General features: G+C 62.4%; 17 protein-coding genes. 13 read left to right on the top strand and 4 right to left on the bottom strand.

The genetic code is table 11. The features are described 5' to 3' along the window. Nucleotides 1-28 precede the first annotated feature (28 nt). On the bottom strand, nt 29-1,318 hold the full coding sequence (locus BKD70_RS21565; RefSeq protein ID WP_047274871.1) for a serine/threonine transporter: 1,290 nt from the start codon (nt 1,316-1,318) through the stop codon (nt 29-31). Between the two features lie 228 nt (nt 1,319-1,546). Here BKD70_RS21565 and BKD70_RS21560 point away from each other — a divergent pair, with 228 nt between their 5' ends. The 13 genes from BKD70_RS21560 (at nt 1,547) to BKD70_RS21500 (ending at nt 18,028) form a co-directional block, all read left to right on the top strand. Then, nucleotides 1,547-2,077 (top strand): DUF4946 domain-containing protein, encoded by a 531-nt coding sequence (locus BKD70_RS21560; RefSeq protein WP_047274873.1) that lies wholly within the window; start codon nt 1,547-1,549, stop codon nt 2,075-2,077. A 146-nt stretch (nt 2,078-2,223) separates the two neighbouring features. Beyond that, on the top strand, nt 2,224-2,670 hold the full coding sequence (locus BKD70_RS21555) for a DUF411 domain-containing protein (RefSeq protein ID WP_047274876.1): 447 nt from the start codon (nt 2,224-2,226) through the stop codon (nt 2,668-2,670). Between the two features lie 621 nt (nt 2,671-3,291). Further along, entirely contained in the window at nt 3,292-4,869 is a 1,578-nt protein-coding gene (glgA, locus tag BKD70_RS21550; RefSeq protein WP_047274879.1) for a glycogen synthase GlgA, read from the top strand. A 16-nt stretch (nt 4,870-4,885) separates the two neighbouring features. After that, entirely contained in the window at nt 4,886-6,697 is a 1,812-nt protein-coding gene (gene treZ / locus BKD70_RS21545; protein WP_047274880.1) for a malto-oligosyltrehalose trehalohydrolase, read from the top strand. Then, nucleotides 6,690-8,780, top strand: a complete 2,091-nt coding sequence (gene malQ / locus BKD70_RS21540; RefSeq protein ID WP_047274881.1) for a 4-alpha-glucanotransferase — start codon at nt 6,690-6,692, stop codon at nt 8,778-8,780. The genes treZ and malQ overlap by 8 nt, the downstream gene beginning before the upstream one ends. Beyond that, nucleotides 8,768-11,536, top strand: coding sequence for a malto-oligosyltrehalose synthase (locus BKD70_RS21535; protein WP_047274882.1), 2,769 nt, complete (start codon nt 8,768-8,770; stop codon nt 11,534-11,536). The genes malQ and BKD70_RS21535 overlap by 13 nt, the downstream gene beginning before the upstream one ends. 16 nt (nt 11,537-11,552) lie before the next feature. Continuing rightward, a complete protein-coding gene (locus BKD70_RS21530; RefSeq protein WP_047274883.1) occupies nt 11,553-11,801 on the top strand; it encodes a DUF2934 domain-containing protein in 249 nt (82 codons plus the stop codon). 120 nt (nt 11,802-11,921) lie between these two features. Beyond that, complete coding sequence (glgX, locus tag BKD70_RS21525) at nt 11,922-14,087, top strand: glycogen debranching protein GlgX (protein ID WP_047274886.1); 2,166 nt, start codon at nt 11,922-11,924, stop codon at nt 14,085-14,087. 2 nt (nt 14,088-14,089) lie between these two features. Next, on the top strand, nt 14,090-15,091 hold the full coding sequence (locus BKD70_RS21520; RefSeq protein ID WP_047274888.1) for an acyl-CoA dehydrogenase family protein: 1,002 nt from the start codon (nt 14,090-14,092) through the stop codon (nt 15,089-15,091). After that, complete coding sequence (locus BKD70_RS21515) at nt 15,088-15,852, top strand: PIG-L deacetylase family protein (RefSeq protein ID WP_047274979.1); 765 nt, start codon at nt 15,088-15,090, stop codon at nt 15,850-15,852. The genes BKD70_RS21520 and BKD70_RS21515 overlap by 4 nt, the downstream gene beginning before the upstream one ends. 3 nt (nt 15,853-15,855) lie before the next feature. After that, a complete protein-coding gene (locus BKD70_RS21510; protein WP_047274890.1) occupies nt 15,856-16,455 on the top strand; it encodes a class I SAM-dependent methyltransferase in 600 nt (199 codons plus the stop codon). After that, on the top strand, nt 16,452-17,153 hold the full coding sequence (locus BKD70_RS21505) for a glycosyltransferase family 2 protein (protein ID WP_047274892.1): 702 nt from the start codon (nt 16,452-16,454) through the stop codon (nt 17,151-17,153). Before BKD70_RS21510 ends, BKD70_RS21505 begins: the two co-directional genes overlap by 4 nt. Nucleotides 17,154-17,227: 74 nt before the next feature. Beyond that, complete coding sequence (locus BKD70_RS21500) at nt 17,228-18,028, top strand: endonuclease/exonuclease/phosphatase family protein (RefSeq protein WP_047274894.1); 801 nt, start codon at nt 17,228-17,230, stop codon at nt 18,026-18,028. 45 nt (nt 18,029-18,073) lie between these two features. Here the strand turns inward: BKD70_RS21500 and glgB are convergent, their stop codons facing one another. From glgB to BKD70_RS21485, 3 genes are read right to left on the bottom strand one after another with little or no spacing between them, the layout of a single operon-like run. Then, nucleotides 18,074-20,299 carry a 1,4-alpha-glucan branching protein GlgB gene (gene glgB / locus BKD70_RS21495; RefSeq protein WP_047274896.1) on the bottom strand — a complete coding sequence of 742 codons (2,226 nt, stop codon included), beginning with the start codon at nt 20,297-20,299 and terminating at the stop codon, nt 18,074-18,076. Further along, nucleotides 20,296-23,643, bottom strand: a complete 3,348-nt coding sequence (treS, locus tag BKD70_RS21490; protein ID WP_047274898.1) for a maltose alpha-D-glucosyltransferase — start codon at nt 23,641-23,643, stop codon at nt 20,296-20,298. The genes glgB and treS overlap by 4 nt, the downstream gene beginning before the upstream one ends. 58 nt (nt 23,644-23,701) lie before the next feature. Next, nucleotides 23,702-25,696 carry an alpha-1,4-glucan--maltose-1-phosphate maltosyltransferase gene (locus BKD70_RS21485; RefSeq protein WP_047274900.1) on the bottom strand — a complete coding sequence of 665 codons (1,995 nt, stop codon included), beginning with the start codon at nt 25,694-25,696 and terminating at the stop codon, nt 23,702-23,704. Between the last annotated feature and the right edge of the window lie 347 nt (nt 25,697-26,043).

Raw genomic sequence — 26,043 nt, 5'->3', positions numbered from 1 at the left:
CGCGCGTACGCAGTGACAACAGCGCCACTCAGGCGAGAAAGGTTTGCGCCAGGGAATAGACCAGCGAGGAGATGGCCACCAGCCCGATCACGGTGACGAACACGTTGGAGATCGTGCCCGAGTATTGACGCATGGCTGGCACGCGGCGGATGGCATACATCGGCATCAGGAACAGGATGGCCGCGATCACCGGGCCGCCCATGGTTTCGATCATGCCCAGGATGCTCGGGTTAAGGGTCGCCACGGCCCAGCACACGATCAGCATGAAGGCGGCGGTCATGCGGTCCAGGGTTTTGGCTGCCGGGCGCTTGCCGGTTTTCAGCACCAGGCCTTTCAAGCCTTCGCTGGCCCCGATGTAGTGCCCGAGGAACGACTTGGCAATGGCCACGAAGGCAATCAGCGGCGCAGCGAACGCGATGGTCGGGTTGCTGAAGTGGTTGGCCAGGTACGACAGGATCGACAGGTTTTGCGCCTTGGCTTCGGCCAGTTGCGCCGGGGTCAGGGTCAGCACGCAGCTAAAGACAAAGAACAGCACCATGACCACCATCAGCAGGTGCGCACGGGACAGGATCTGCGAGCTGCGCTCATCGGCGTTGTCGCCGTAGCGGCGCTTCTGGTCGACGGCAAAGGCCGAGATGATCGGGGAATGGTTAAACGAAAACACCATCACCGGAATCGCCAGCCACAGCGTATGCAGAAACGCCGAAGGCTGCGGCAGTGTGCTGGCCGTGGTGAGAATGCCGCCGTTCCAGTGCGGGATCAGGAACACCGCCAAAAACAGCAGCGCCACGATGAACGGGTAAACCATCATGCTCATGGCCTTGACGATCACTTGCTCGCCGCAACGTACCACCACCAGCAGCCCGAGGATCAGCACCAGCGACAGAATCGCCCGGGGAGGCGGCGTGATCGACAGTTGGTTGAGCATGAAACTGCCGACCGTGTTGGTCAGCGCCACGCTGTAGATGAGCAAAATCGGGAAGATGGCCAGGAAGTACAGCAGCGTAATCACTGCACCGGCCTTGAGACCGAAGTGTTCCTCGACCACGTCCGTGATGTCAGAACCTTCGCGCCCGGAGAGGACAAAACGGGTCAGGCCCCGGTGGGCGTAAAAGGTCATCGGGAACGCGAGCAACGCCAGAATCAACAACGGCCAGAAACCGCCCAGCCCGGCGTTGATCGGTAAAAACAGTGTGCCTGCGCCAATCGCTGTGCCGAACAGGCCCAGCATCCAGGTGGTGTCTTGGCGGTTCCAGCGAGTGAGCGTCGCGGGTGTCTCGTCGAAACAATCGTCGACGCTATTAGCCTGGTCATTCATCCGGTCGAATCTCCGCTAGCCGGTCGTTACCACGCGGCCGGGGCGGACAAAACACACCTTACAGACAACGCCCCAGCCATAAGAAGGGCGCGATTGTCCGGGATTAGACATAAGAAGCAAAGGTTTAGCTGAGCAAAGGTAAAAAACATTTGCTAGGCCAAAGCCATCTACAGACACCTATTGATACACTCCGCTGACTCAACCTACGCCCATAAGGCCTGTCCTCCCATGACTGTCTCGCACCGCTGCACAGCACTGATCGGACTCATCTGCGCCCTCACTGTGCCTGCCGCCCTGGCCGACGCAACGCTCATCACCTGGCCCGCCGGCTGGGAGGTTCAAGACGTGCCGCCCGCCCCGGACGACAACGGCCAGCGCCAGCGCGCCGTGAAGAACGACGCCAACGGCGACCCGCTGATGGTGATGGAACTGACCCAGACCACCTTGGCGCCCGAGCACCAGGTCAACATGGAGGCCGTTTTGCTGCAAATGCGTAAAACCCTGCAGCAAAACTTCGCCAAGGGCGGCTATCAAAGCGCCTGCAACAAGATCCACCCGAGCACGCTGGGCGGCCTCAAGGCACTCGAAACCACCTGCAAAATCACCCAGAACGGCAACCACGTCATCACTCAGACGCTGGTGGCCGCGACCCGCGAGGCGCACGCCTACGCGTTGTCTTACGCAGGCCCCGCCGACGGCTATAAAGCCACCGAACCACAAGTGCAAGGGATTCGCGGCAGCCTGCGGTTCAGTCAATAAACGGCGCCTGGCACCTTGAATCCCTGGCAACCCTCCCCAACCTGACAAAACTGTCATCCAGCCATCAGTTGACTGACAGCAGGTGTCGGTCAGGCTGACATTTTCTCAAGGCTGCATCTGCGCCTTTTAAGCTGAAGAGGACCTCAATGAAAACCCCACTGCGCGTTGCCGCACTCTCGGCCCTGTTACTGAGCGGCATGGCCCACGCCGCCGAACCCCTGACCATTGATGTTCACCGCGATGCCAATTGTGGCTGCTGCAAAACCTGGATTTCACATCTGCAGGCGAACGGCTTCAAGGTCAATGACCATGTCGAAGCCGACATGAGCAGCGTCAAGCAGCGCCTCGGCGTTCAGCCCCGACTGGCCTCGTGCCACACCGGCGTGATTAACGGCAAATTCGTCGAAGGCCACGTGCCCGCCGACCAGGTGGTTGCCTTGACCCGGCGCGACGACTTGAAAGGGATTGCCGTTCCCGGCATGCCGATCGGCTCTCCCGGTATGGAGATGGGCGATCGCAAAGACGCCTACCAGGTGATCGGCCTGACCCAAGAAGGTCGAGATGTGGTCGTTGCCGAGTACCCCGGTAACTGACCCCGAAAAGCCAGCCCGCGTGCGCTTCAAGGCATCAAGCCAGTCACGGCGGGCTGGCGAACCGTCGGCGTTAAAACACCCGGTTCTGGCTCATTCCAAATCGTTCTAACCCCCGGTTGGCCCTCCCCCGCGTTCCTTGGTAGAACTACACCTATCGGCAGTCGATAAGCCCATATCGCACGATACGATTGAGTTCTGCATCGATCTATTGCCATCTACGTGAAAAAACCACGAGCACACTGCTTCTAATCCGGCTGCCTGGCGCCTACCGGTTTGCCCGATGGCACGCGCGCCATCAATGAAGATTGATCTGACGCAATTGGAGATAAATTTCCTACGCATTATCCATGACTTAGACGTCCGTAATCCGGCTTCTCTCCTACACTCATGGCTTCGTAAATCCTTCGGATGTTTAACGCTAAAAAAAACGAACCTTCTGCAATTGCACCGGGTCAGCTTAACAGTAGGGTCGTCGATTCTTGGTTCAATCCTTGCAACGCCCTCCTCACCCTTTGCGCATTACCACGCGATACACCAAGCAGTGTTGTGCCTGCCCACAGGAAGTGAGTAAGAACCCGACCAGGGGTCGGGGCAGATCAATAAAGATAACGGGAGAACACCATGATCAGTGCTGCTGCGACAAACCCACAGAATTGCCTGAATACGCTGGTCAATGAGGTGATAGCCGGTGCCACCCGGACACCGGCTGGCAAAGTAGCCGTACCGATCGCAGAAGCGCTCCCGATCAACCCGAATAAAAAGAAAGTCCTGTTTGTGACCTCCGAGCTGGCTGATCTGGTAAAAACCGGCGGCTTGGGGGATGTTTCAGCGGCGTTGCCACGCGCCATGCGCCACTTGCACGATGTCCGTGTGTTGATTCCGGGCTATCCGCAGGTGATGAACAGCGACAACCCGATCCACGTGATTGGCGAACTGGGCGGCCATGCCGCGCTGCCACCGTGCAAGATCGGGCGCATGGACCTCAAGGACGGGCTGGTGATCTACGTATTGATCTGCCCCGAGCTGTATGAGCGCGAAGGCACGCCCTATGGCGCCAACAATGGCCGCGACTGGCCCGACAACCACATCCGCTTTGCCCGGTTAGGGCTGGCGGCGGCCGATATCGCCGCCAACCTGGCGCAAATTCACTGGCAGCCCGACCTGGTGCACGCCCACGACTGGCCCGCAGGTCTGGCCCCGGCGTACATGCACTGGCGCGGCCAGCGCACGCCGACGCTGTTCACCATTCACAACCTCGCCTATCAGGGCGTGGTCAGCCTTGCTTGCTGCCCGGAACTGGGCATCCCGTCCCACGCCCTGCAACAGGAAGGCATGGAGTTCTACGGCAAGTTGTCGTTTCTCAAGGCGGGTATGGCCTATTCAAGCCACATCACCACCGTCAGCGCCACCTACGCGCAAGAGATCACCACACCGGCCTTTGGCTGCGGGCTGGACGGCTTTTTGCACAGCAAGACCCAGCAAGGCCTGCTCAGTGGCATCCCGAATGGCATCGATGAAAGCTGGGAAGCGTCCAGCGACCCGCACCTGATAGCACCGTTCTCCCTCGGTGAATGGCAAGGCAAGGCCACCAACGCCGATCACGTGCGCAGCCTGTTTGGCCTGGCCCCGTCCAAAGGCCCGCTGTTTGCCGTGGTCTCGCGACTGGTGTACCAAAAAGGCCTGGACCTCACGCAAGGCGTGGCCGCCTACATCGTGGCCAACGGTGGGCAAATCGCAATCATTGGCCGTGGCGAGCCTGAAGAAGAGCAAGCCATGCGCGAGCTGGCCTTGCGCTTCCCCGGCCAGATCGGCGTGCGCATCGGCTTCAATGAAACCGACGCCCGACGCATGTTCGCTGGCAGTGACTTCCTGTTGATGCCTTCGCGCTATGAACCCTGCGGCCTGAGTCAAATGTACGCGCAACGCTATGGCTCATTGCCCGTGGCGCGCAACACCGGCGGGCTGGCCGACACCATTGAAGATGGCATCACCGGCTTTCTGTTTAACGAATCCACCGTAGACAGCTACGAGCAGGCATTGAGCCGCGCTTTCAAGGTTTTCGCCTTCCCCGACCTGCTGAACGCCATGCGCTGCCGCGCCATGTCGGCCCCCTTCAACTGGTGTCAGGCCGTGGAACCCTACGCCCATCTTTATGAACAACTGGTGGTCAAATCCCTGAGCAGAGCCGGCAAACCCTGACCCGAGGCGTGTACCGATGCCTTTAAAAACCGTGGAACACGGCTCCCATGGTGCTCAGCGACTGGACGCGCATCACACGCGCTTCACTTTGTGGGCGCCCGATGCCTTTTACGTGAGCCTGGAGCTGCGCGACGGACGCTCCCTGCCCCTCATTCCGCAAGCCGATGGCTGGTTTGCACTGGAAATCCCGTGCCCGGCCGGCGCCCGTTATCGCTTCAATATTGATGGCGAACTCGAGGTGCCCGATCCGGCGTCACGGGCGCAGGACGGCGGGCTGGCAGGCTGGAGCGTGGTGGTCGACCCCCGGGACTATCACTGGCGCCATCCTCACTGGAAAGGCCGCCCATGGCAGGAAGCGGTGATTTATGAGGTTCACGTCGGCGCCATGGGCGGCTATGCCAATGTGGCCCGGCACCTGCCCCGGCTGGCTGAGATGGGGGTGACCGCCATCGAGTTGATGCCGCTGGCCCAATGTCAGGGCCAACGCAACTGGGGCTATGACGGTGCCCTGCTGTATGCGCCCCACGACAGCCACGGCTCGCCGCAAGCCCTCAAGCAATTGATTGACGACGCCCATGGCCTGGGGTTGATGGTGATGCTGGACGTGGTCTACAACCACTTCGGGCCGGAAGGTAATTACCTGTCGCGCTATGCCAGCCCCTTTTTTCGTAAAGACAGCCACACCCCGTGGGGCGCCGCGATCGATTACCAACGCCCGCCGGTGCGCGACTTCTTCATCGACAATGCCTTGATGTGGTTGTTGGAGTACCGCTTCGACGGTTTGCGCCTGGATGCCGTACACGCCATTGACGACCCGGCGTTCTTGCATCAGTTAGCCCATCAGGTACGGCGCCACACCGCGCCGGACCGCCATGTGTGGCTGACCCTGGAAAACGAGTTCAATCAGGCGGGCCTGCTGGAAAAATCCTTTGACGCGCAATGGAATGATGACGGCCATAACACCTTGCATGTGTTGCTGACCGGCGAAACAGACGCCTATTACGCGGAGTTCGCCGACAACCCCACGCAAAAACTGGCGCGCTGCCTGAGCCAGGGTTTTGTGTTCCAGGGCGAAGACAACCGACACGGGGTGGCGCGCGGTGAACCCAGCGGTCATCTGCCGCCCAGCGCGTTTGTGCTGTTCTTGCAGAACCACGATCAGATCGGTAATCGTGCAGCGGGCGAGCGTTTGCACCATTTGTGTGCACCCCAGGCCTTGCGGGCTGCCACCGCCTTGCTGCTGTTGTCGCCGATGATCCCCTTGTTCTTTATGGGGGATGAAAGCGCGGCGCCCGAACCGTTTCTGTTTTTCACCGATTACACCGGCGAACTGGCCGACGCTGTGCGTGAAGGCCGACGCAAGGAATTTGCCGAGTTCAGCACCTTCGCCTCGCCTGACGCGCATTCGACCGTGGCCGACCCGAACGCCCCTGAAACCTTTGCCCGCTCGCGCCCGGATTTTCGGGTGCCGGAGCGTGGTCCGCGCCGCGAGATGCTCACGCTGTACCAGCACCTGCTAGCACTGCGCCAGCAACAGATCGTGCCGCGCCTTGAAGGTTCGCAGGCCTTGGGCAGCAAAGTGCTGGCCGAAGGCGCCGTCACCGCCAGTTGGCGTCTGGGCGATGCCAGTGTGCTGCACATCACCGTGAACCTGAGCGGGCAGAGCGTGCCTTTTGTGGCGCCACTTGCCCAACCGGTCCTGTTCCAGACCCCACCCGATATGACCCTCGACGTGCAACAGCATCAGCGGCTGGTGCCTTACAGCGCGCTAGTCAGCCTGGTGCCGCCACCGACCCTTTCGCCCTTGATGGAGAGCGCCCATGAGTGACGCGCAACTGGAAATACTGGCGAGCCGTGCCGGACTGGCCGTGGACTGGGTAGATGCCAACGGCACCCCGCAGCGGGTTTCACCCCCTGTGCTGCGGGCGGTGCTCGCCGGGTTGGGCTTGCCCGCCGACAGCGACGAAGCCATCGAAACAAGCCTGCTCAACCTGCAACTGGAACAGCAAAACAAGCGCCTGCCGCCCCTGCTGACCGCCGACGTGGGCCGCAGCCTGGACCTGACCCGCTACTTTCACCCGCACAGCCAATGCGTGGTTCACCTCGAAACCGGCGGCTCGCTGGACATTGAGCTGGACGCCGACGCCTACCTGCCGGGCATGATCCCGGTGGGCTATCACCGGGCGCAAATCGGGGAACAACACTTCACGCTGGCCGTCGCCCCCGCACGCTGTTACAGCATCGCAGATGCGACGGACAGCGATACGCCGCGCACTTGGGGCTTAAGCACGCAGCTATACAGCCTTGTAAGACCGGGCGACGGTGGACTGGGCGACACCCAGGCGCTGGAAACCTTCGCCAAGGCCGCCGGAGAACGGGGGGCCGATGCACTGGCCATCAGCCCGATGCACGCCATGTTCAGTTGCGACCCCGACCGCTACAGCCCGTATTCACCCTCCAGCCGTTTGTTCCTCAACTATCTCTATGCCGCCCCGGCCAGCGTGCTGGGCGACAGCGTGGTACAGCAGGCCATTGATGACAGCGGCCTGCGCGAAGAATGGCAGCGCCTGGAACACCTGCCGCTGATCGACTGGCCCGCCGCCACCCGTGCCCGGCAAACCTTGCTGCGCGCACTCTACGAAGACTTCGTGGTGGGCGAGCAGCCGCTGCGAGAGGATTTCAACGCCTTTTGCGACAGCGGCGGCGAATCACTGGAAAACCACTGCCGCTTCGAAGCCTTGCAGGTTCAGCGGCGCAGCGAGCAACTGAGCCAGGACTGGCGCGAGTGGCCCGAACAGTGGCGCGACCCCAACAGCCCTGCCCTGTTGCTGTTTGCTGAAGAACACCGCCATGACATCGGCTTTTACGCGTTTTGCCAATGGCTGGTCGCACGCTGCCTGGCCAAGGCCCACAAAGCGGCGCGCGACAGCGGCATGGCCGTGGGCCTGATCGCTGACCTGGCCGTCGGGGCAGATGGCGCCGGCAGTCAGGCCTGGTGCCGACAGGACGAACTGCTGTCGCAACTCACCGTGGGCGCACCGCCCGACCTGCTTAACCGCCAAGGTCAGGGCTGGGGCATTTCGGCATTCTCACCGGACGGCCTCAAGCGCAACGGCTTTCGTGCGTTCATCGAAATGCTGCGGGCCAACTTTGCCCACGCGGGTGGCCTGCGCATCGACCACGTCATGGGCTTGCAACGGCTGTGGGTGATTCCCCTGGGAGCAACCCCGGCTGACGGTGCCTATTTGTATTACCCGGTTGAAGACCTGCTGCGCCTGCTGGCCCTGGAGTCATTGCGCCATCGCGCGATTGTCCTCGGTGAAGACTTGGGCACGGTGCCTGAAGGCTTGCGCGACAAGCTCAGCGAACGCGCCATCCTCGGCATGCGCATCCTGTTGTTTGAACAAGATTACGGCGCCCGCTTCAGGCCAGTGCTGGAATGGCCGGACACGGCACTGGCCACCACCAGCACCCATGATCTGCCGACCCTCAATGGCTGGTGGCATGAACGGGACATCGACTGGAACGCACAACTGGGGCTGGTGGACGCCGACACCGAAGACCATTGGCGCGACAACCGTGCCCACGAGCGCAACGGTCTGCATCACGCGCTGAGCCTCGATCCGCAGAATTTTCAGGAAGAAGCCACCGGCGCCGATCAGGTGCTCAACGCCAGCGCGCGCTTTTTGGGCCACACCCATGCGCCTCTGGTGTTGCTGCCTGTCGAGGATGCGCTGGGCGTGCTGGAGCAAGCCAACCTGCCGGGCACCGTGGGCACTCACCCCAACTGGCGACGACGCCTGCCGGTCGAGTGTGCTGCCTTGCTCGACCTTCCCCAGGTCGCCCGCCGCCTTGAGCTGCTGGCCTGTGCGCGCCTGCAGGCGCAGGAGCGTGATGAATGCACACACTGAGCACACCGATTCTGCGCGCCACCCAGCGTCTGCAATTTCACACAGGTTTCACCCTGGACGATGCGCGCCTGCAGGTGCCGTACTTTGCGCGCATGGGCATCAGCCACCTCTACGCTTCGCCGTTGCTGACGGCGCGGGACGGGTCGATGCACGGCTACGACGTGGTCGATCCGACCCGCGTAAGCCCCGCGCTCGGTGGTGAAGCTGCGCTGCGGCGCCTGGTGGCCGAGCTGCGCGCCCATGACATGGGGCTGATCCTCGATGTGGTGTCCAACCACATGGCGGTGGGCGGTGCTGACAACCCGTGGTGGCTGGACCTGCTGGCCTGGGGCCGCGCCAGCCCCTACGCGGAGTTTTTCGACATCCAGTGGCATTCCCCCGACCCCTTGCTCGAAGGGCAATTGCTGCTGCCCTTTTTGGGTAACGACTACGGCGCCACGTTAAATGCCGGGGAACTGCCCTTGCGTTACGACGCGCAGTTGGGCCGCTTCTACACCGAGCACGGTCATCACCACTTCCCGATTTGCCCGCTGGATTATGGCTTCTTGCTGCACATCAGCGGCCAGCCCGACCTGCAATTTCTTGGCGAACGATTTACCGCGCTGCATCCGCTGCCCCACCCACGGGAGCACTCGGCGCCGCTGCATGCGGAGCTGGCCGCGCTCAGTGCCCGACCTGAGGTGCTGGCCGCCATTGAACAGCAACTGACGTGTTTCGATGCGCGCCACCCCAGCGGCCTGGAACGCCTGCATGCCCTGCTCGAACGTCAGTCTTATCGGCTGGCCAGTTGGCGCACGGCTGCCGACGACATCAACTGGCGGCGGTTTTTCGATGTCAACGAACTGGCCGGGCTGCGGGTCGAGCGGCCCCGCGTGTTTGAAGCCACCCATCAGAAGATCTTCGACCTGATCCGCGACGGGCTGGTGGACGGTTTGCGCATCGACCACGTGGACGGTCTGGCCGATCCCCGTGGCTACTGCCGCAAGTTAAGACGCCGCGTGGATGCCCTCGCACCCGACCGCCACGTGCCGATCTATGTCGAAAAAATCCTGGGGGCCGAAGAATCCCTGCCCGATGACTGGCAGGTTGACGGCACCACCGGCTACGAGTTCATGGACCAGGTCTCGCTGTTACAACACGACCCCGCAGGCGCCGCGCCGCTGGCCAGCCTTTGGGCCGAGCACAGCGAACGCCCCGGCGACTTCCGCGAGCAGGCGCTGCTGGCCCGACAACAGATCCTCAACGGTTCGCTGGCGGGCGATTGCGACCGCGTCGCCCTGGCCCTGCGTGATGTGGCCCGTGACGACCTGATGACCCGCGACCTGACGCTGGGCGCCATTACCCGTGCGTTGCAAGCGCTGGTGGTGCATTTCAGCGTGTACCGCACCTACATCAACGCCGCCGGGCGCAGTGCGGCCGATGACGAGGTGTTTCGCCGCGCCATGGAGGGCGCCCGCAATGACCTGAGCGAAGCCGACTGGCCGGTGCTGGAGTCCTTGCAACGCTGGTTGGGGGGCGATAACTGGCGCACCCGGCCTTACGGGCGCTCGCGCAAATTGCTCAAGCGCGCCTGCGTGCGTTTTCAACAACTCACCTCACCCACCGCTGCCAAGGCGGTGGAAGACACCGCGTTCTACCGCTATGGGGCGCTGCTCTCGCGTAACGATGTGGGCTTTGATGCCGAACGCTTCAGCGCCCCGGCGCAGGTCTTTCACCAGACCTGTGCCGAGCGCCTGTTGCATTTTCCCGACACTCTGTTGGCCACGGCCACCCACGACCACAAGCGCGGCGAAGACTGCCGCGCACGGCTGGCGGTGATCAGCGAAAAGAGCGCCGACTACGCGCGGTGCATTGCACGCTGGCGCCCGATGGCCCGCGCCCTGCGCAGCCACCGCGAAGGGCCATCGGCGGGCGATGAGTTGCTGCTCTACCAGATTCTGCTGTCGACCTGGCCACTGACGCTATCACCCGATGACCCGCACGGCTTGGCGCACTACAACGAACGGGTGTGGCAATGGCAGCTCAAGGCCCTGCGCGAGGCCAAACTCGACACCCAATGGGCCGCGCCCAACGAGGCTTACGAGCAAGCGGTTCAGGCCTTCATTGAACAGCTGCTATTACATCCCCAAGGCGCCGCCCTGCGCGCCGAGATTCATGCCTTCAGTGAACAGTTGGCTCCGGCTGGCGCCCTGAACAGCCTGGCGCAATGCGTGCTCAAACTGACCACGCCGGGCGTGCCGGACCTCTATCAAGGCACCGAGTTCTGGGACTTCAGCCTGGTCGACCCCGACAACCGCCGCCCCGTGGACTTCGCCCTGCGCCAGCAACAGCTGGACATCCACGCGCCTGCGCCTGCGCTGCTCGATGACTGGCGCAGCGGTGCGATCAAACAGGCCGTAATCGCCCGCACCCTGGCCATGCGCGCTGAACACCCGATGTTGTTCGCACGCGGGCGTTATCAGCCGTTGCACGTGACCGGCCCCCATGCCGATCGGGTGCTGGCGTTTGCGCGTGAGTGGCAAGGTCAATGGGCCGTGGTGGTGGTCCCCCGTTTGAGTGCCCCACTGCTGCAAAACAACCCTTTGCCGTTGATTAATCCACGTGAATGGGCAGATACCCGCCTCGAATTACCGTTCGACGGAACTGAGCACAAATTAAATGGATTTTTTGCGCACCCCGTAGTCACTAACAATAAGGCGATAAGGGTCAGCGACGCTCTCGGTTCGTTCCCCGTCAACCTCATGATCACCACTTGATTCCAGGAGCTTTGCGATGAATAACGACGACAAACGCATTCGTGAATTTGCCTACCAGATCTGGGAATCCGAAGGCAAACCCGAAGGTCAGGAAGCACGTCACTGGGAAATGGCCCACACGCTGGCCCAGGCCGAAGCGCTGGCCCCTAAAAAAGCCGCCTCCAGCAAAGCCAAACCCAAGGCAGCCCCGGCCGCCAGCGTGAAACCGGCCGCTAAAGAGCCCGCGGCGAAAAAACCGCGCGCACCGCGCAAGCCCGCGTCTTGACTGCCCGGTGCGTCACGCCCTGACGCACCGCACCGCACCCCGTTTTTAACAGGACCGTAATGCCTGACGGCCGCGCTTTGCCTGCCGTTTGTGAAGCCCTCGATACAGCCAGGAGTCACTATGACCAAGCGCAAGTCAGCCCCACCCGTTACACCGGACGTTGAACCCTCACGCCTCAGGGAGGGCCTGCCCTTCCCGCTCGGCGCCACATGGGACGGGCTAGGTGTTAACTTCGCGATTTTTTCGGCCAACGCCACCAAGGTCGAGCTGTGCCTGTTTGATGAAACCGGTGAAGTGGAACTCGAACGCATCGAACTGCCGGAGTACACCGACGAGACCTACCACGGGTATTTGCCCGATGCGCACCCCGGCCAAATCTACGGCTACCGGGTCTACGGCCCGTATGACCCGCAAAACGGCCATCGCTTCAACCACAACAAATTGCTGATCGACCCCTACGCCAAACAACTGGTGGGCGAACTCAAGTGGTCCGAAGCCCTGTTCGGCTACACCATCGGCCACCCGGACGGCGATTTGAGCTTCGATGAACGCGACAGCGCGCCGTTCGTGCCCAAATGCAAGGTCATCGACCCGGCCCATACCTGGGGCCACGACCACCGCCTGATCGTGCCGTGGGACAAAACCATCTTTTATGAAACCCACGTGCGCGGCATCAGCATGCGCCACCCCGACGTGCCGGACGCCGTGCGCGGCACCTTTGCCGGGTTGATGGTAGACGAGGTGATCGAGCACATTCGCAAACTCGGGGTCACCAGCGTCGAGCTGCTGCCGGTGCATGCGTTCGTCAACGACCAGCACCTGCTGCAAAAGGGCATGACCAACTACTGGGGCTACAACAGCCTGGCGTTCTTCGCCCCCGACCCGCGCTACCTGGCCAGCGGCAAGATTGCCGAATTCAAGGAAATGGTCGCGCACCTGCACGAGGCCGGGCTCGAGGTGATTCTGGACGTGGTCTACAACCACACCGCCGAGGGCAACGAGCAAGGCCCGACCCTGTCCATGCGCGGCATCGACAACGCGTCGTACTACCGCCTGATGCCAGACGACAAGCGCTACTACATCAACGATTCCGGCACCGGCAACACGCTGGACCTGAGCCACCCGTGCGTGCTGCAAATGGTCACCGACTCGCTGCGCTATTGGGCCCATGAGATGCATGTCGACGGGTTCCGCTTTGACCTGGCCACGATTCTGGGCCGCTACCACGACGGTTTTAACGAGCGGCACAGTTTCCTCGTGGCCTGCCGTCAGGACCCATTGCTGCGGCAAGTGAAAATGATCGCAGAACCCTGGGACTGCGGCCCCGGCGGCTACCAGGTCGGGGGCTTCCCGCCGGGCTGGGCCGAGTGGAACGACCGCTTTCGCGACACTGTGCGGGCCTTCTGGAAAGGCGACGACGGGCAACTGGCCGACTTCGCGGCACGCATGACCGCCTCCGGCGAGCTGTACAACCAGCGCGGACGGCGGCCTTATTCCTCGGTCAACTTCATCACCGCCCACGATGGCTTCACGTTGCACGACCTGGTGTCCTACAACGACAAGCACAATGAAGCCAACGACGAAAACAACCAGGACGGCAGCAACAACAACCTGTCATGGAACCACGGCGTCGAAGGGCCTACCGACGACCCCGAAATCAATGCCCTGCGCCTGCGCCAGATGCGCAACTTCTTTGCCACCCTGCTGCTGGCCCAAGGCACACCGATGATCGTCGCCGGGGATGAATTCGCCCGGACCCAGCACGGCAATAACAACGCCTACTGTCAGGACAGCGAAATCGGCTGGATCAACTGGGACCTGGACGAGGACGGCAAGTCGCTGCTCAAGTTCGTCAAGCGCCTGATCAAATTGCGCAACAGCTACCCGATCCTGCGCCGTGGCCGCTTTCTGGTGGGGCATTACAACGAGGAGCTGGGGGTCAAGGACGTCACGTGGCTGGCCCCGGATGGCAATGAAATGTCCATCGAACAGTGGGAAGACCCGCAAAGCCGCAGTTTCGGCATGCTGCTCGACGGCCGGGCGCAGGTGTCCGGGGTCCAGCGCTCAGGCGCCGACGCCACGTTGCTGATCGCGTTCAACGCCCAGCACGACGGCGTGGACTTCATCTTGCCCCACGTGCCCGAAGGCACAGGCTGGATCTGCAAGTTCGACACCTTCGACCCGGACTTCAAGAGCCCGCACACCCTGGCGTTCGGCAGCACGTACGGCGTTAACGGCCGTTCGGTGGCGCTGTTCGAACTGGAGCATCTCAAGGACGCGGGCTGACCATGAATCTGCATGATTTTCTCGAAGATTGTGCCTCGCCCCTGAACACCCCGCAGGCACTGGGGCAGTGCTTGCGGCACATGGTCGAGGCCGGGCTGGATCAATTGCCCCTGCCCGGCAGCGGATTGACCCTGCAACGCTGGCAGCAACTGGCGCTGGTGGCCGGGCATGACCTGGGGCTGTGCAAAGTGTACGAAGGCCACACCGATGCACTGGCCACGCTGCGTGAACTGGGCGCCCGGCCGGTGCCTCCCGGCAGCACGTGGGGCCTGTGGGCCGCCGAGCCGCCCAACGCCCGCGTGCACCTGCGCGAGGTCAACGGCCACTGGCGGATCAGCGGGCGTAAAGCCTGGTGCTCGGGGGCGGGCGTGGTCAGCCACGGGTTGCTCACGGTCTGGGATGAACAAGGCGGCCAGCAACTGGTGGCGGTCGACATGCAACAGCCGGGGGTCAGCGTTTCCAGTGAAGGCTGGGAAGCCGTGGGCATGGCGGCGACGGCCAGTGTCGACATTCTGTTTGAGCAGGTGCCCTGCACCCGCGTGGGCCAACCCGGCGACTATTTGCGTCGCCCCGGCTTTTGGCAGGGCGCCATCGGCATTGCCGCGTGCTGGTATGGCGCGGCGTACCGGCTGGGCGAGTCCCTGCAACAACACGCTGCCCAACGCGCCGAACCCCATGCACTGGCGCATTTGGGCGCGGTGCAGGCGGCGCTGTTCGGGGCACGCAACACCCTTATCGTGTGCGCAGGGCAGCTGGACGAAGCGCCCACCGCCGACTGTCAGGCACTGGCCCGCCAAACCCGGGCGCAGGTCGAAGACGTTGCCGAACAGGTGCTTCGCCACGTCGGCCGCGCACTGGGGGCCGGGCCGTTTTGCAAAGACCCGCACTTTGCCCGCCTGAGCGCTGACCTGCCGGTTTACCTGCGCCAAAGTCATGCTGAACGCGACCTGGAAGCCTTGGGCGAATGGGCCGCGCAAACGCCTCGGAGGCACTGGCCCCTATGAAAGAAAACCTGATTGTGGGCAGCGGCACACCGCTGCAACACTGGCGCGACTCTCAACGGCTGGCCAATTTGCCGTCGGTGGAGGTGACCGAACTGGTGCCGCAAGGCTCGCGGGCGGTCATCGTCGCCCCGCACCCGGACGACGAAGTGTTGGGCACCGGCGGCCTGCTGCAACTGATCAACACCCTCAACCTCCCGCTGTTGCTGATCTCGGTCACGGATGGCACCGCCAGCCATCCCGGCTCCAGCTTATGGCCCGCGTGCGATTTGGCGTACCAACGCGCCCTCGAATCGGAAGAAGCCTTGACCCGCCTGGGCCTGCCGGTGACTGAACTGCACTGGGTCCGGGGCGGTTTTGCTGACAGCCAGGTGGCGGCCGATGAAGCGTTGCTCACCGCCTTTATCGAACAGCACCTTAAACCCGACGATGTGGTGTTCAGCACGTGGTGCCGCGATGGCCACTGCGATCACGACGCCGTCGGCCGCGCCAGCCGCCAAGCGGCGGCCAACGTGGGCGCCTGCGTGCATGAACTGCCGATCTGGACCTGGCACTGGGCGCATGACGACGACCCGCGCGTGCCGTGGGAACGGGCTCGACGCCTCGACCTCAGCGCCCACGCGGTGGCGCGCAAACGCTATGCCGCACAGGCCTTCACCAGCCAGATCCACGAAGACCCGAGCACCGGTGCCGGGCCGGTACTCGGCGCACTGGCGCTGGAACGGTTGCTGCAACCCTATGAAGTTGTTTTTGTACAGGGATGAACCATGAGTGTCTCGACTGCTTTTTTTGATCAGCTCTACGCCCACAACAATGACCCGTGGGCCTTTCGCGAGCGTTGGTATGAACAACGCAAACGCGCCATCACCCTGGCCAGCCTGCCGCGCCAGCATTACCCGGCGATTTTTGAGGTGGGCTGCGCCAATGGCGAGTTAAGCGCCGGGCTGGCGCAGCGTACCGACTGGCTGCTGGCGTGCGACACCTCGACCAAGGCCGTGGAACTGGCGCGCCAGCGTCTGAGCGACTGCCCCAACGTTGAAGTGCGCAAAAGCCGCGTGCCTGAACAGTGGCCCGAGCGCCGCTTCGACCTGATCGTCATCAGCGAAGTGGCGTATTACCTGGACCCTAAAGCGCTGGAAGAGTTGATCGAACTGGCGCTGCTCAGCCTGGCCCCCGACGGCCAACTGCTGGCCTGTCATTGGCGACCGGCCATCGAAGGCTGCGCGCTGACCGGTGACGAGGTGCACGCCCTGCTCCACAACGCGTTGGGCTGGCCGCGACTGGCGCAGCACGTTGAAGACGATTTCATCCTTGAAGTGTGGGGCCGCGACCCTATGTCTGTAGCCAGCCTGGAGGGATTGCGATGATCGGCGTGCTGATTCCCGCGCATAACGAACAGGCACTGATTGCCCATTGCCTGCATGCCGTGCTCAGCGCCAGCCGTCATCCGCAGCTCAAGGCAGAACCGGTGCGCGTGCTGGTGGTGCTCGACAGTTGCGACGACCTGTCGGCCGACATTGCGGCGCAATACGACGTCGACGTGCTGGCGATTAATGCCCGTAACGTGGGCGCCGCCCGTGGCGCCGGTGCGCAATGGCTGTTGGAACGCGGCGCACGCTGGATCTCGTGTACCGATGCCGACAGCCGCGTGGCAGAAGATTGGCTGGTGGCGCAGTTGGCGTTGGGCAAAGACGCGGTGTGCGGCACGGTGACCGTCGAAGACTGGGGCAGCGCCATCGATGAGGCCGCCCGCGCCCGCTACCAGGCGGCCTATGAAGCACGGGACGGCCATCGGCATATCCATGGCGCCAACCTGGGCTTCAGTGCCAACGCCTACCGGCGCGCCGGGGGATTCCAGCCGCTGGCGTGTCACGAAGACGTGCACCTGGTCAAGCAGCTGGAGGCGTGCGGCGCGTCCATCGCCTGGAGCCACCGCCCGCAAGTCATCACCAGCGCCCGGCTCGACTGCCGCGCCGCAGGCGGCTTTGGTGATTACTTAAGGTCGCTGCTTAGCGTGGCCGAACATGACCAACATCAAGCGGGGTCGCGACCCGACGCGCTATAAAAAGGCAGTGCCGCACCTGAACGGTCTGTCTCGGCCTGCGTCGAACCCAGGTGACCCCACGCACAGGAGAGACCATGACCCTCGATATAGCCGGTAACAACCTTGAACCCCCTGCTCCGCTGACAGCGCCTGCCGTGCACCGCATGAAGGTGCTGACCGTCAACACCCACAAAGGGTTTACCGCCTTCAATCGACGTTTCATCCTGCCGGAACTGCGCGACGCCGTGCGCAGCACCGGGGCCGATCTGGTGTTTTTGCAGGAAGTGCTCGGCGAGCATGAGAAACACGCCTCGCGCTACGACCAATGGCCTGCCATGTCGCAGTACGAGTTTTTGGCCGACAGCATGTGGAACGATTTTGCCTACGGTCGCAATGCGGTTTACCCGGACGGCCACCACGGCAATGCCGTGCTGTCCAAATACCCGATCAAATCGTGGCGCAATCTGGACGTCTCCATCACCGGCCCGGAACGCCGCGGCCTGCTGCACTGCGTACTGGATGTACCCGGCCATGACCAAGTGCACGCGATTTGCGTGCACTTGAGCTTGCTGGAAAGTCATCGCCAGTTACAGATTGTGTTGCTCAACCAACTGCTCAAATCCTTGCCGCCCGAAGACCCGGTCATCATCGCCGGGGACTTCAACGACTGGAAACAGCAAGGCAACGCCGCCCTCAGGCAGCGAGACGACCTGCATGAGGCCTTCGAGCGCCACCACGGCAAACTGGCGAAAACCTACCCGGCGCGCTGGCCCCTGCTGAGGCTGGACCGCATTTACCTGCGCAACGCCCGCAGCCGCAACCCGCAAATCCTCGACGGCAAACCCTGGACTCACCTATCGGACCATTTGCCGTTGTCGGTCGATGTGCATTTGTAGTCACTGCCGCTAGTCACTGCCGGGGCGTGCCCCGGCAGTGACCGGTCAGTGCGGTTTAAGGATCAACACCCCCAGCGGTGGCAGGTTCAGGGCCAGTGAATGGGTTTGCCCATGGCTGGGCAGCGCCTCAGTGCCCACGCCTCCGCCATTGCCATAGTTGGAGCCCGCGTAAGTATCGGCGTCGCTGTTGAGCACTTCTTGCCAAGTGCCCGCGAACGGCACGCCAATCCGGTATCCCTGACGCGGCACGGGGGTGAAGTTGGCCACCACCAACAGCGGCTGGCCATCTTTGCTCCAGCGCAACCACGCATACACGCTGTTGGTGGCGTCATCGCCGATCAGCCATTGAAAGCCCTGCGCCACGTCGTCCTGATCGTGCAGGGCCGGGCAATCGCGGTACAGGCGGTTCAAGTCACCCACCAGCTTCTGCACGCCTTGGTGTTCGGGGTATTGCAGCAAGTACCAGTCCAGTTGCTGATCGTGGTTCCACTCGCGCCACTGGCCAAACTCACAGCCCATGAACAGCAGCTTTTTGCCCGGATGGGTCCACATGAAACTCAGGTACGCCCGTAAGTTGGCAAACTTCTGCCAGCGATCGCCGGGCATTTTGTCGATCAACGAGTGTTTGCCGTGCACCACTTCGTCGTGGGAGATCGGCAGGATAAAGCGCTCGGTCCAGGCATACACCAGCCCGAAGCTCAGCTCGTTGTGGTGGTGCGCGCGGTAAACCGGGTCTTGCTGAATGTAGTGCAGCGAATCATGCATCCAGCCCATGTTCCATTTGTAGGAAAACCCCAACCCGCCTTCATCGGTGCGCTGACTGACGCCCGGCCAGGCCGTGGACTCTTCAGCGATCATCAGCGCGCCGGGGGCTTCAAGTGCCACCACGTCGTTGAGGTGGCGCAAAAAGTCGATGGCTTCCAGGTTCTCCCGCCCGCCATGCCGGTTCGGGATCCACTCACCGGGTTGACGCGAATAATCGCGGTACAGCATGGAGGCCACTGCATCCACCCGCAGCCCGTCGATGTGGAAGTCTTTGAGCCAGTGCAGCGCGGACGCCAGCATAAAACCGTGAACTTCGGTGCGCCCCAGGTTGTAGATCAGGGTGTTCCAGTCTTTGTGGAAGCCTTCGAGCGGGTTGGCGTATTCGTACAGCGCCGTGCCATCAAACTGGGCCAGACCGTGCTCGTCATTGGGGAAATGCGCCGGCACCCAGTCCAGAATCACGCCGATACCCGCCACGTGACAGGCATTCACAAACGCGCCGAAGTCATCCGGCGAGCCATACCGCGCACTCGGAGCGAATTGCGACAGCGGCTGATAGCCCCACGAGCCGCCGAACGGGTGTTCCATGATCGGCATCAGCTCGATGTGGGTGAAGCCCATCTCACGCACGTAAGGGATAAGCCGCTGCGCCAATTCGTGCCAGGTGTATTGGCGGGCCACTTCGCCCACCTCGTCCACTTCGCACTGCCACGACCCGACGTGCAGTTCGTAGATCGACAACGGCGCGTCGGGGCGTTGCAACTGGCCACGGGCCTGCATCCAGTCCTGGTCCTGCCAGTCCACCGCCAGCGGCGAGGCGACTTTGGACGCGGTCTGCGGCGGCCGTTGCGTGGCAAGGGCCATGGGGTCGGCCTTGAGCGGCAAAATCCCGTGTTCACCCAGAATTTCGTATTTGTAGGCTTCACCCGCCTGTAAACGCGGGATAAAAATTTCCCACACCCCGCTCGGATGGCGCAGGCGCATCGGGTGGCGGCGGCCATCCCAGATATTGAAATCGCCCACCACCGACACGCGCCGGGCATTGGGCGCCCACACGGCAAAGCGCACGCCGGGGACGCCGTCGACGCTCATCACCTGAGCGCCCAGGCAATGACTGAGGTCGCGGTGATTGCCTTCGGCAAACAGGTACAGGTCCATCTCGCCCAACAGCGGGCCGAAGCTGTAGGGGTCTTCGCTGGTTTGCTCGCCCCCGGCCCACTGGATACGCAATGCGTACGCACGCGGCTCGGCGAACTGGCCGACGAACAACCCCGGCACGTCAGGGCACGACAACGGCCCCAGCACGTCGCCTGTCTCGCGGTCGACCACATTGACGCTCAACGCCTGCGGTAAAAACGCCCGAATGTAATACCCGCCTAGCCCGTCCGCATGGGGGCCCAACACCGAAAAAGGATCGCGGTGCTCGGCGTTAATCAACGCCTCAATGTCTTGCCGAGTGGGCAATAAACCACCACGTGCCTTACCCAGATCCTTGCCAGCACTCATTGTTTCTCTCCGTTCAAAGGCTTGGACATGCCTGGCACCTGACTGAGCAAGGCGCTCAGCCCGCGCAGTGGAACCTGTAGCCAGGCAGGCCGGTTGGCCGCTTCATAGATCACTTCATAGGCCGCCTTTTCCAGGCTGAAGAGGGTCAGTGCAGCCTGCGGGCCACCCTCCACCTTCCAGCCTGAAGCCAGATTAGCTGTTGCGTGGGAATACGCCTGCGTCAAGGCACCGCGCGCTTGCTCAAGGTAACGCTCGACCACGCGCTGGCGGGCCAGGTCGGCTTCGGGCGAATGGTCCGCCTGTTGCACCTGTGCCACCGCCATGGCGGCGGCGTAGTCGAACGAACGCAGCAGCCCGCTGAGGTCTTTGTACGGGCTGTGACGGCTGCGTCTTTCTTGCAAGGGCCGCGCCGGTTCACCTTCAAAGTCGATGAAATACGCATCGCCCTGCACCACCAGCACCTGCCCCAAGTGCAAGTCGCCATGCACGCGAATCAGGGGACCGCCGAGGGTGTGATCGGCCAAGGAGGTGATGTAAGCGCCGATCTCGCGCTCATGTTTGAGCCAGTGCTTGACCTGCGTCTGATCCTCGGCGGACAACTGCGACAGGTGAGCGTCGAGTTGCTGCAACGCCGCGTGGACCTGCCGACTGATGGCCGTGGCCCAATGGCGTGCCTCTTTCGCGCCGGTGGTCTGCGGCGTGAAATCCGGGTTGTCGGTCGCGCTGGCCAGCACCTGATGCATTTCGCCCAGCCGGCGGCCCAGCACGGCCGCAAAGTCGGCCAGCTCGCCGAGGGCGTTGTAGTGCTGATCGTGTTCGGACATGGCATCCGCCAGTTCGTCACGTATGGCGCGCTCCAGATTGTTTTGGGTCCAGGTCCACGCATCGCCCTGATTGCTCAGATAGCCTTGGGCGATCATCAGCAAGGTGCTTTCGCCGTCGGCGTCATGGCGCTCCACGGCACCGAGCAACGGAGAAATATTCGGGTAGCCCGCCGCCGTGAGGTAAGCGCCCATTTCCAGCTCCGGGTGCACGCCGGTGCTGAGCTGACGAATGAGTTTGAGCACCAGGGTGCCGCCGACCACCACCGAGCTGTTGGACTGCTCGGCCGACAGGTAACGAATCTCGCTGTTTTCATCCAGATCCTGTTCAGCCCACTGCGCGGTCGGGGTGAACCGGATCTGACCTGCGTCACTGTCCAGCACCGTACCGGCGTGTAGGTGGCTCAACACCGTGCGCACAAACGGTTCAAGGCTGAACGCATCGGTAATGAACCCGACCTGACGCACCCGTCGGGCGCGGCACAGGACCAATTGCTGAGCCAGGGCGCTGACGGGCTGATCTTCACCCACGACCCCGAGCGGCAGTTGGTAGCGACGCGGCTGACCGCCCGCGGTCACCCGCACTTCGGTCAGCAACATCGGCGTGTCGGCCTGCCCCAGGCGTGTGCCGTACACCCATTCCACGTGCTCGATAGGCGCGCCTTTTTGCCCGTACCAGCGCTGCTTGGGCAGCCAGGCAGGCAGGGTGACGCGCTCCAGGGTGGTGCGGGTCGGCGCTTCGAGCACTTCTTCAATGCGTTTTTTGATCACCAGCGTGACCAGCTCCGGCAGGCTTTGTACCGGCTCGGCGTGCCAGCCCGGCATTTGGCTTTCCGGCGCCAGCAGGAACCAATAGAAGCCATATGGCGCCAGCGTCAGCATGAAGTGCAACTGGCCAATCGGCGGGAACGCATTACCACCGAGCATTTCCACCGGCACCCGGCCGCCGTACTCGCTGAGGTCCAGCTCAACCGCCTGGGCGCTGCGTGACACGTTGGCCACGCAGAGGATGGTTTCGTTCTTACCCTGGCTGTCGGTGTATTCGCGAATGTAGGCCAGCACCCTGCGGTTGCTCGGTGACAGCATTTTCAGGCTGCCGCGGCCGAAGGCTTGCTGTTGCTTGCGCACGGCCAGCAACCGGCGAGTCCAGTTGAGCAACGAGTGCGGGTCGCCGGACTGGGCCTCGACGTTGACGGATTGATAGCCGTACAACGGGTCCATGATCGGCGGCAGCACCAGGCTGGCCGGGTTGGCGCGCGAAAACCCGCCATTGCGGTCAATCGACCACTGCATGGGGGTGCGCACGCCGTCGCGGTCGCCCAGATAGATGTTGTCGCCCATACCGATTTCATCGCCGTAATACAAGGTGGGCGTGCCGGGCATGGACAGCAACAGGCTGTTGAGCAGCTCAATGCGCCGACGGTCGCGTTCCATCAAGGGTGCCAGGCGCCGCCTGATGCCCAGGTTGATCCGCGCACGACGGTCCGCAGCGTAGTAATTCCACAGGTAATCGCGTTCTTTGTCGGTGACCATTTCGAGCGTCAGCTCATCGTGGTTGCGCAAAAAGATCGCCCACTGGCAATTGGCGGGGATTTCCGGGGTCTGGCGCAGGATGTCGGTGATCGGAAAGCGGTCTTCCTGCGCCAGCGCCATGTACATGCGCGGCATCAAGGGGAAATGGAACGCCATGTGGCATTCGTCGCCATTGATGCCGTCGGTGTCACCGAAGTACTGCTGGGTGTCCTCGGGCCATTGGTTGGCCTCGGCCAGCAGCATGCGATCCGGGTAGTGCGCATCAATTTCGGCGCGGATCTGTTTCAGAATCTGATGGGTTTCGGGCAGGTTTTCATTGTTGGTGCCGTCGCGTTCGATCAAGTACGGAATGGCATCCAGGCGCAGGCCATCGATGCCCATGTCCAGCCAGTAGCGCATCACCGCCAGCACTTCTTTCATGACCTGCGGGTTGTCGAAGTTAAGGTCGGGTTGGTGGGAGTAGAAACGGTGCCAATAGTATTGGCCCGCGACCGGGTCCCACGTCCAGTTTGAGCTTTCGGTGTCGAGAAAGATGATGCGCGTGCCGTCGTACTTTTCGTCGGTGTCGGACCACACGTAATAATCCCGGGCCTTGGAGCCGGGTTTGGCGTGCCGCGCCTTTTGAAACCAGGGGTGTTGGTCAGAGGTGTGGTTGATCACCAGCTCGGTAATGACCCGCAGCCCACGCTTGTGGGCTTCAGCGATGAAACGCTTCACATCGGCCAGGGTGCCGTAATCCGGGTGGACGCCGCGATAATCGGCGATGTCGTAGCCATCGTCACGCCGTGGCGATGGGTAGAACGGCAGCAGCCACAGGGTGTTGACCCCCAGCTCCGCAATGTAATCGAGTTTGCTGATCAGGCCCGGAAAATCGCCGATTCCGTCATTGTTGGAGTCGAAAAACGATTTCACGTGCACTTGATAAATCACCGCGTCCTTGTACCAGAGCGGGTCGTTGATAAAACTTGCGGTTGCGACGTTCTTTGCCATGGGTAATACCTGCTGATTCGCACGCGCGAGGCCGCCCGGGCAGCGGCTCAAGGCTCGGTTAAAGAGGTTTGATGCGCCAGATGCCGAAGGGCTGGACCGCTGGATCAAGCCGCGTCCATTGGGTTTTGCCATACCAGGTCCAGCGATGGCCGCTCATCAAGTCTTCGCCGCGGGTGGCGGCATCGTCGGGCAAGCCCATTTCCCACAAGGGCAATTCAAAATGGGCCTCTTGCACGTGATGCGGGTCCAGATTGATGGCCACCAGCACCCAGTTGCTGCCATCGGCGCTGCGCTTGCCGAAATACAGAATGTTGTCGTTCCAGGCGTTGTAGAACGTCACGCCCAGATGCGTGTGCAAGGCCGGGTTTTGTCGGCGGATGCGATTGAGCTGGGCAATCTCGGCCACGATGTTGTCGGGCGCGGTGAAGTCACGGGGGCGGATCTGGTACTTCTCGGAATCCAGGTATTCCTCCCGTCCCGGCAAGGCGGCGGACTCGCACAGCTCAAACCCCGAATACATGCCCCATAACCCCGAGCCCATGGTGGCGAGCGCGGCGCGGATCAAGAACCCCGCACGCCCCGACTCCTGAAGAAAGCGCGGGTTGATGTCCGGGGTGTTGACGAAGAAGTTGGGCCGAAAGCACTCGCGCAACGGGCTTTGGTTGAGCTCGGTGAAGTACTGGGTCAGCTCGGCCTTGGTGTTGCGCCAGGTGAAATAGGTGTAGCTCTGGGAGTACCCCACTTTGCCCAGTCGCGCCATCATCGCCGGGGTGGTGAAGGCTTCGGCCAGAAAGATCACCTCGGGGTGCGCGCTACGCACCTCGGCAATCAGCCATTGCCAGAACGGCAGTGGTTTGGTGTGAGGGTTGTCCACGCGGAACAGCTTGACCCCTTCTTGCACCCAGCCCAGCACGATGTCGCGCAGGGCCAGCCACAGCGAAGGAATCGCATCCGGCGCGTAGAAATCGACGTTGACGATGTCCTGGTATTTTTTCGGCGGGTTTTCCGCATAGCGGATCGTGCCGTCCGGGCGCCAGTTGAACCAGCCGGGATGCTGGGTCAGCCAGGGGTGGTCCTGGGAGCACTGGATGGCGAAATCCAGCGCGATCTCCAGCCCGTGGGAAGCGGCGGCCTGCACCAGACGGCGAAAATCGTCGCGGGTGCCCAACTGCGGGTGAATCGCCTCGTGCCCGCCTTCTTCGCTGCCGATGGCATACGGGCTGCCGGGATCGTCCGGCCCGGCTTGCAGGGTGTTATTGGGCCCCTTGCGATGACGGCGGCCGATGGGGTGAATCGGCGGAAAATACAGCACGTCAAAGCCCATGTCGTGAATCATCGGCAGCCGCTCAATCACGTCATTAAAGGTGCCGTGCCTTGCGGGATCGTGGGTCATCGAACGCGGGAACAGCTCGTACCAACTGGCGAACTCCGCGAGCGGGCGCTCCACCTCGACCGGGTAGTGAGGACTGAGGCTGACGTAGGCGTGATATTGCGCCTGTGCCATGAGGTGAGCACTGCTTTCATGGAGAAACAGCGCCACCTGTTCGGTTTCGAGCAAACCGGCCAGTTGAATCAACAGCGTCTGCAACTGCGCCTGAAGCTCACCCTGGGTGCGCTCAATGGCGTGTTGCACCAGCACGCGGCCTTCTTGCAGCTCAAGGCTCACCGGCACCCCGGCCTGGTGTTTTTTCTCCAGCTCATGGCAAAAACTGGCAAAGCGATCGATCCAGGCTTCGATGCAGAACTCATAGCGTCCCTGCAACGGCACCTCGAACTGCCCCGCCCAGCCATCATTGCCCACGAACGTCATGGCCGCGGTGGACCATTCTTGATGCTCGGCACGGCGCCAATGCAGCATCACGGCCAGTTGATCATGGCCATCGGTGAAGACCTTGGTGGTGACGTCCACCGTCCGCCCTTGGGTTGCCTTGACGGCAAACTGGCCGTTTTCCAGCACCGGGGAGGTGCTTTCGATGGCAATGCGCGGCAGCAGCAGCGCATGGGACAGAGGCAATACAGCGGTTGAATCTGAATCCTGGAAATCAGCAGTCATCGAGCATCACTCCTCACGCCCATGGACGCTAACGTGTGTCGTTTCAAAGCACTTTCCGGCATTGACACCGGGCATCTAGGGGTCTGTTCCCAATCCGCTTGGAGCAACGCCGCCCTGCGTTACGTGGGCGTTCGTCCCTTCGGGTCGCATGTCACGGGTAGCCAACGACGCGGCTTGCCCTGAAACGGGAACAGACCCTAGCTTGGGAGGGAGCATCCGCTTTAAAAGTTCAGACTGTTTTAAAAGGCTCCGTTGGTCGTGTGGCGGGAGTGTTTTGTGCAGGTCACCGGTCAACCCCTAGGAAGACCTGACGTTTATCCGCCGCTGAAAACAGCCATGAGGCCTAC

Source organism: Pseudomonas sp. BS-2016 (assembly GCF_001806145.1).
Classification (GTDB): Bacteria; Pseudomonadota; Gammaproteobacteria; order Pseudomonadales; family Pseudomonadaceae; genus Aquipseudomonas; species Aquipseudomonas lundensis.
The sequence above is the reverse complement of the archived record's forward strand: the minus strand, read 5'-3'. Positions and strand labels throughout refer to the sequence as shown.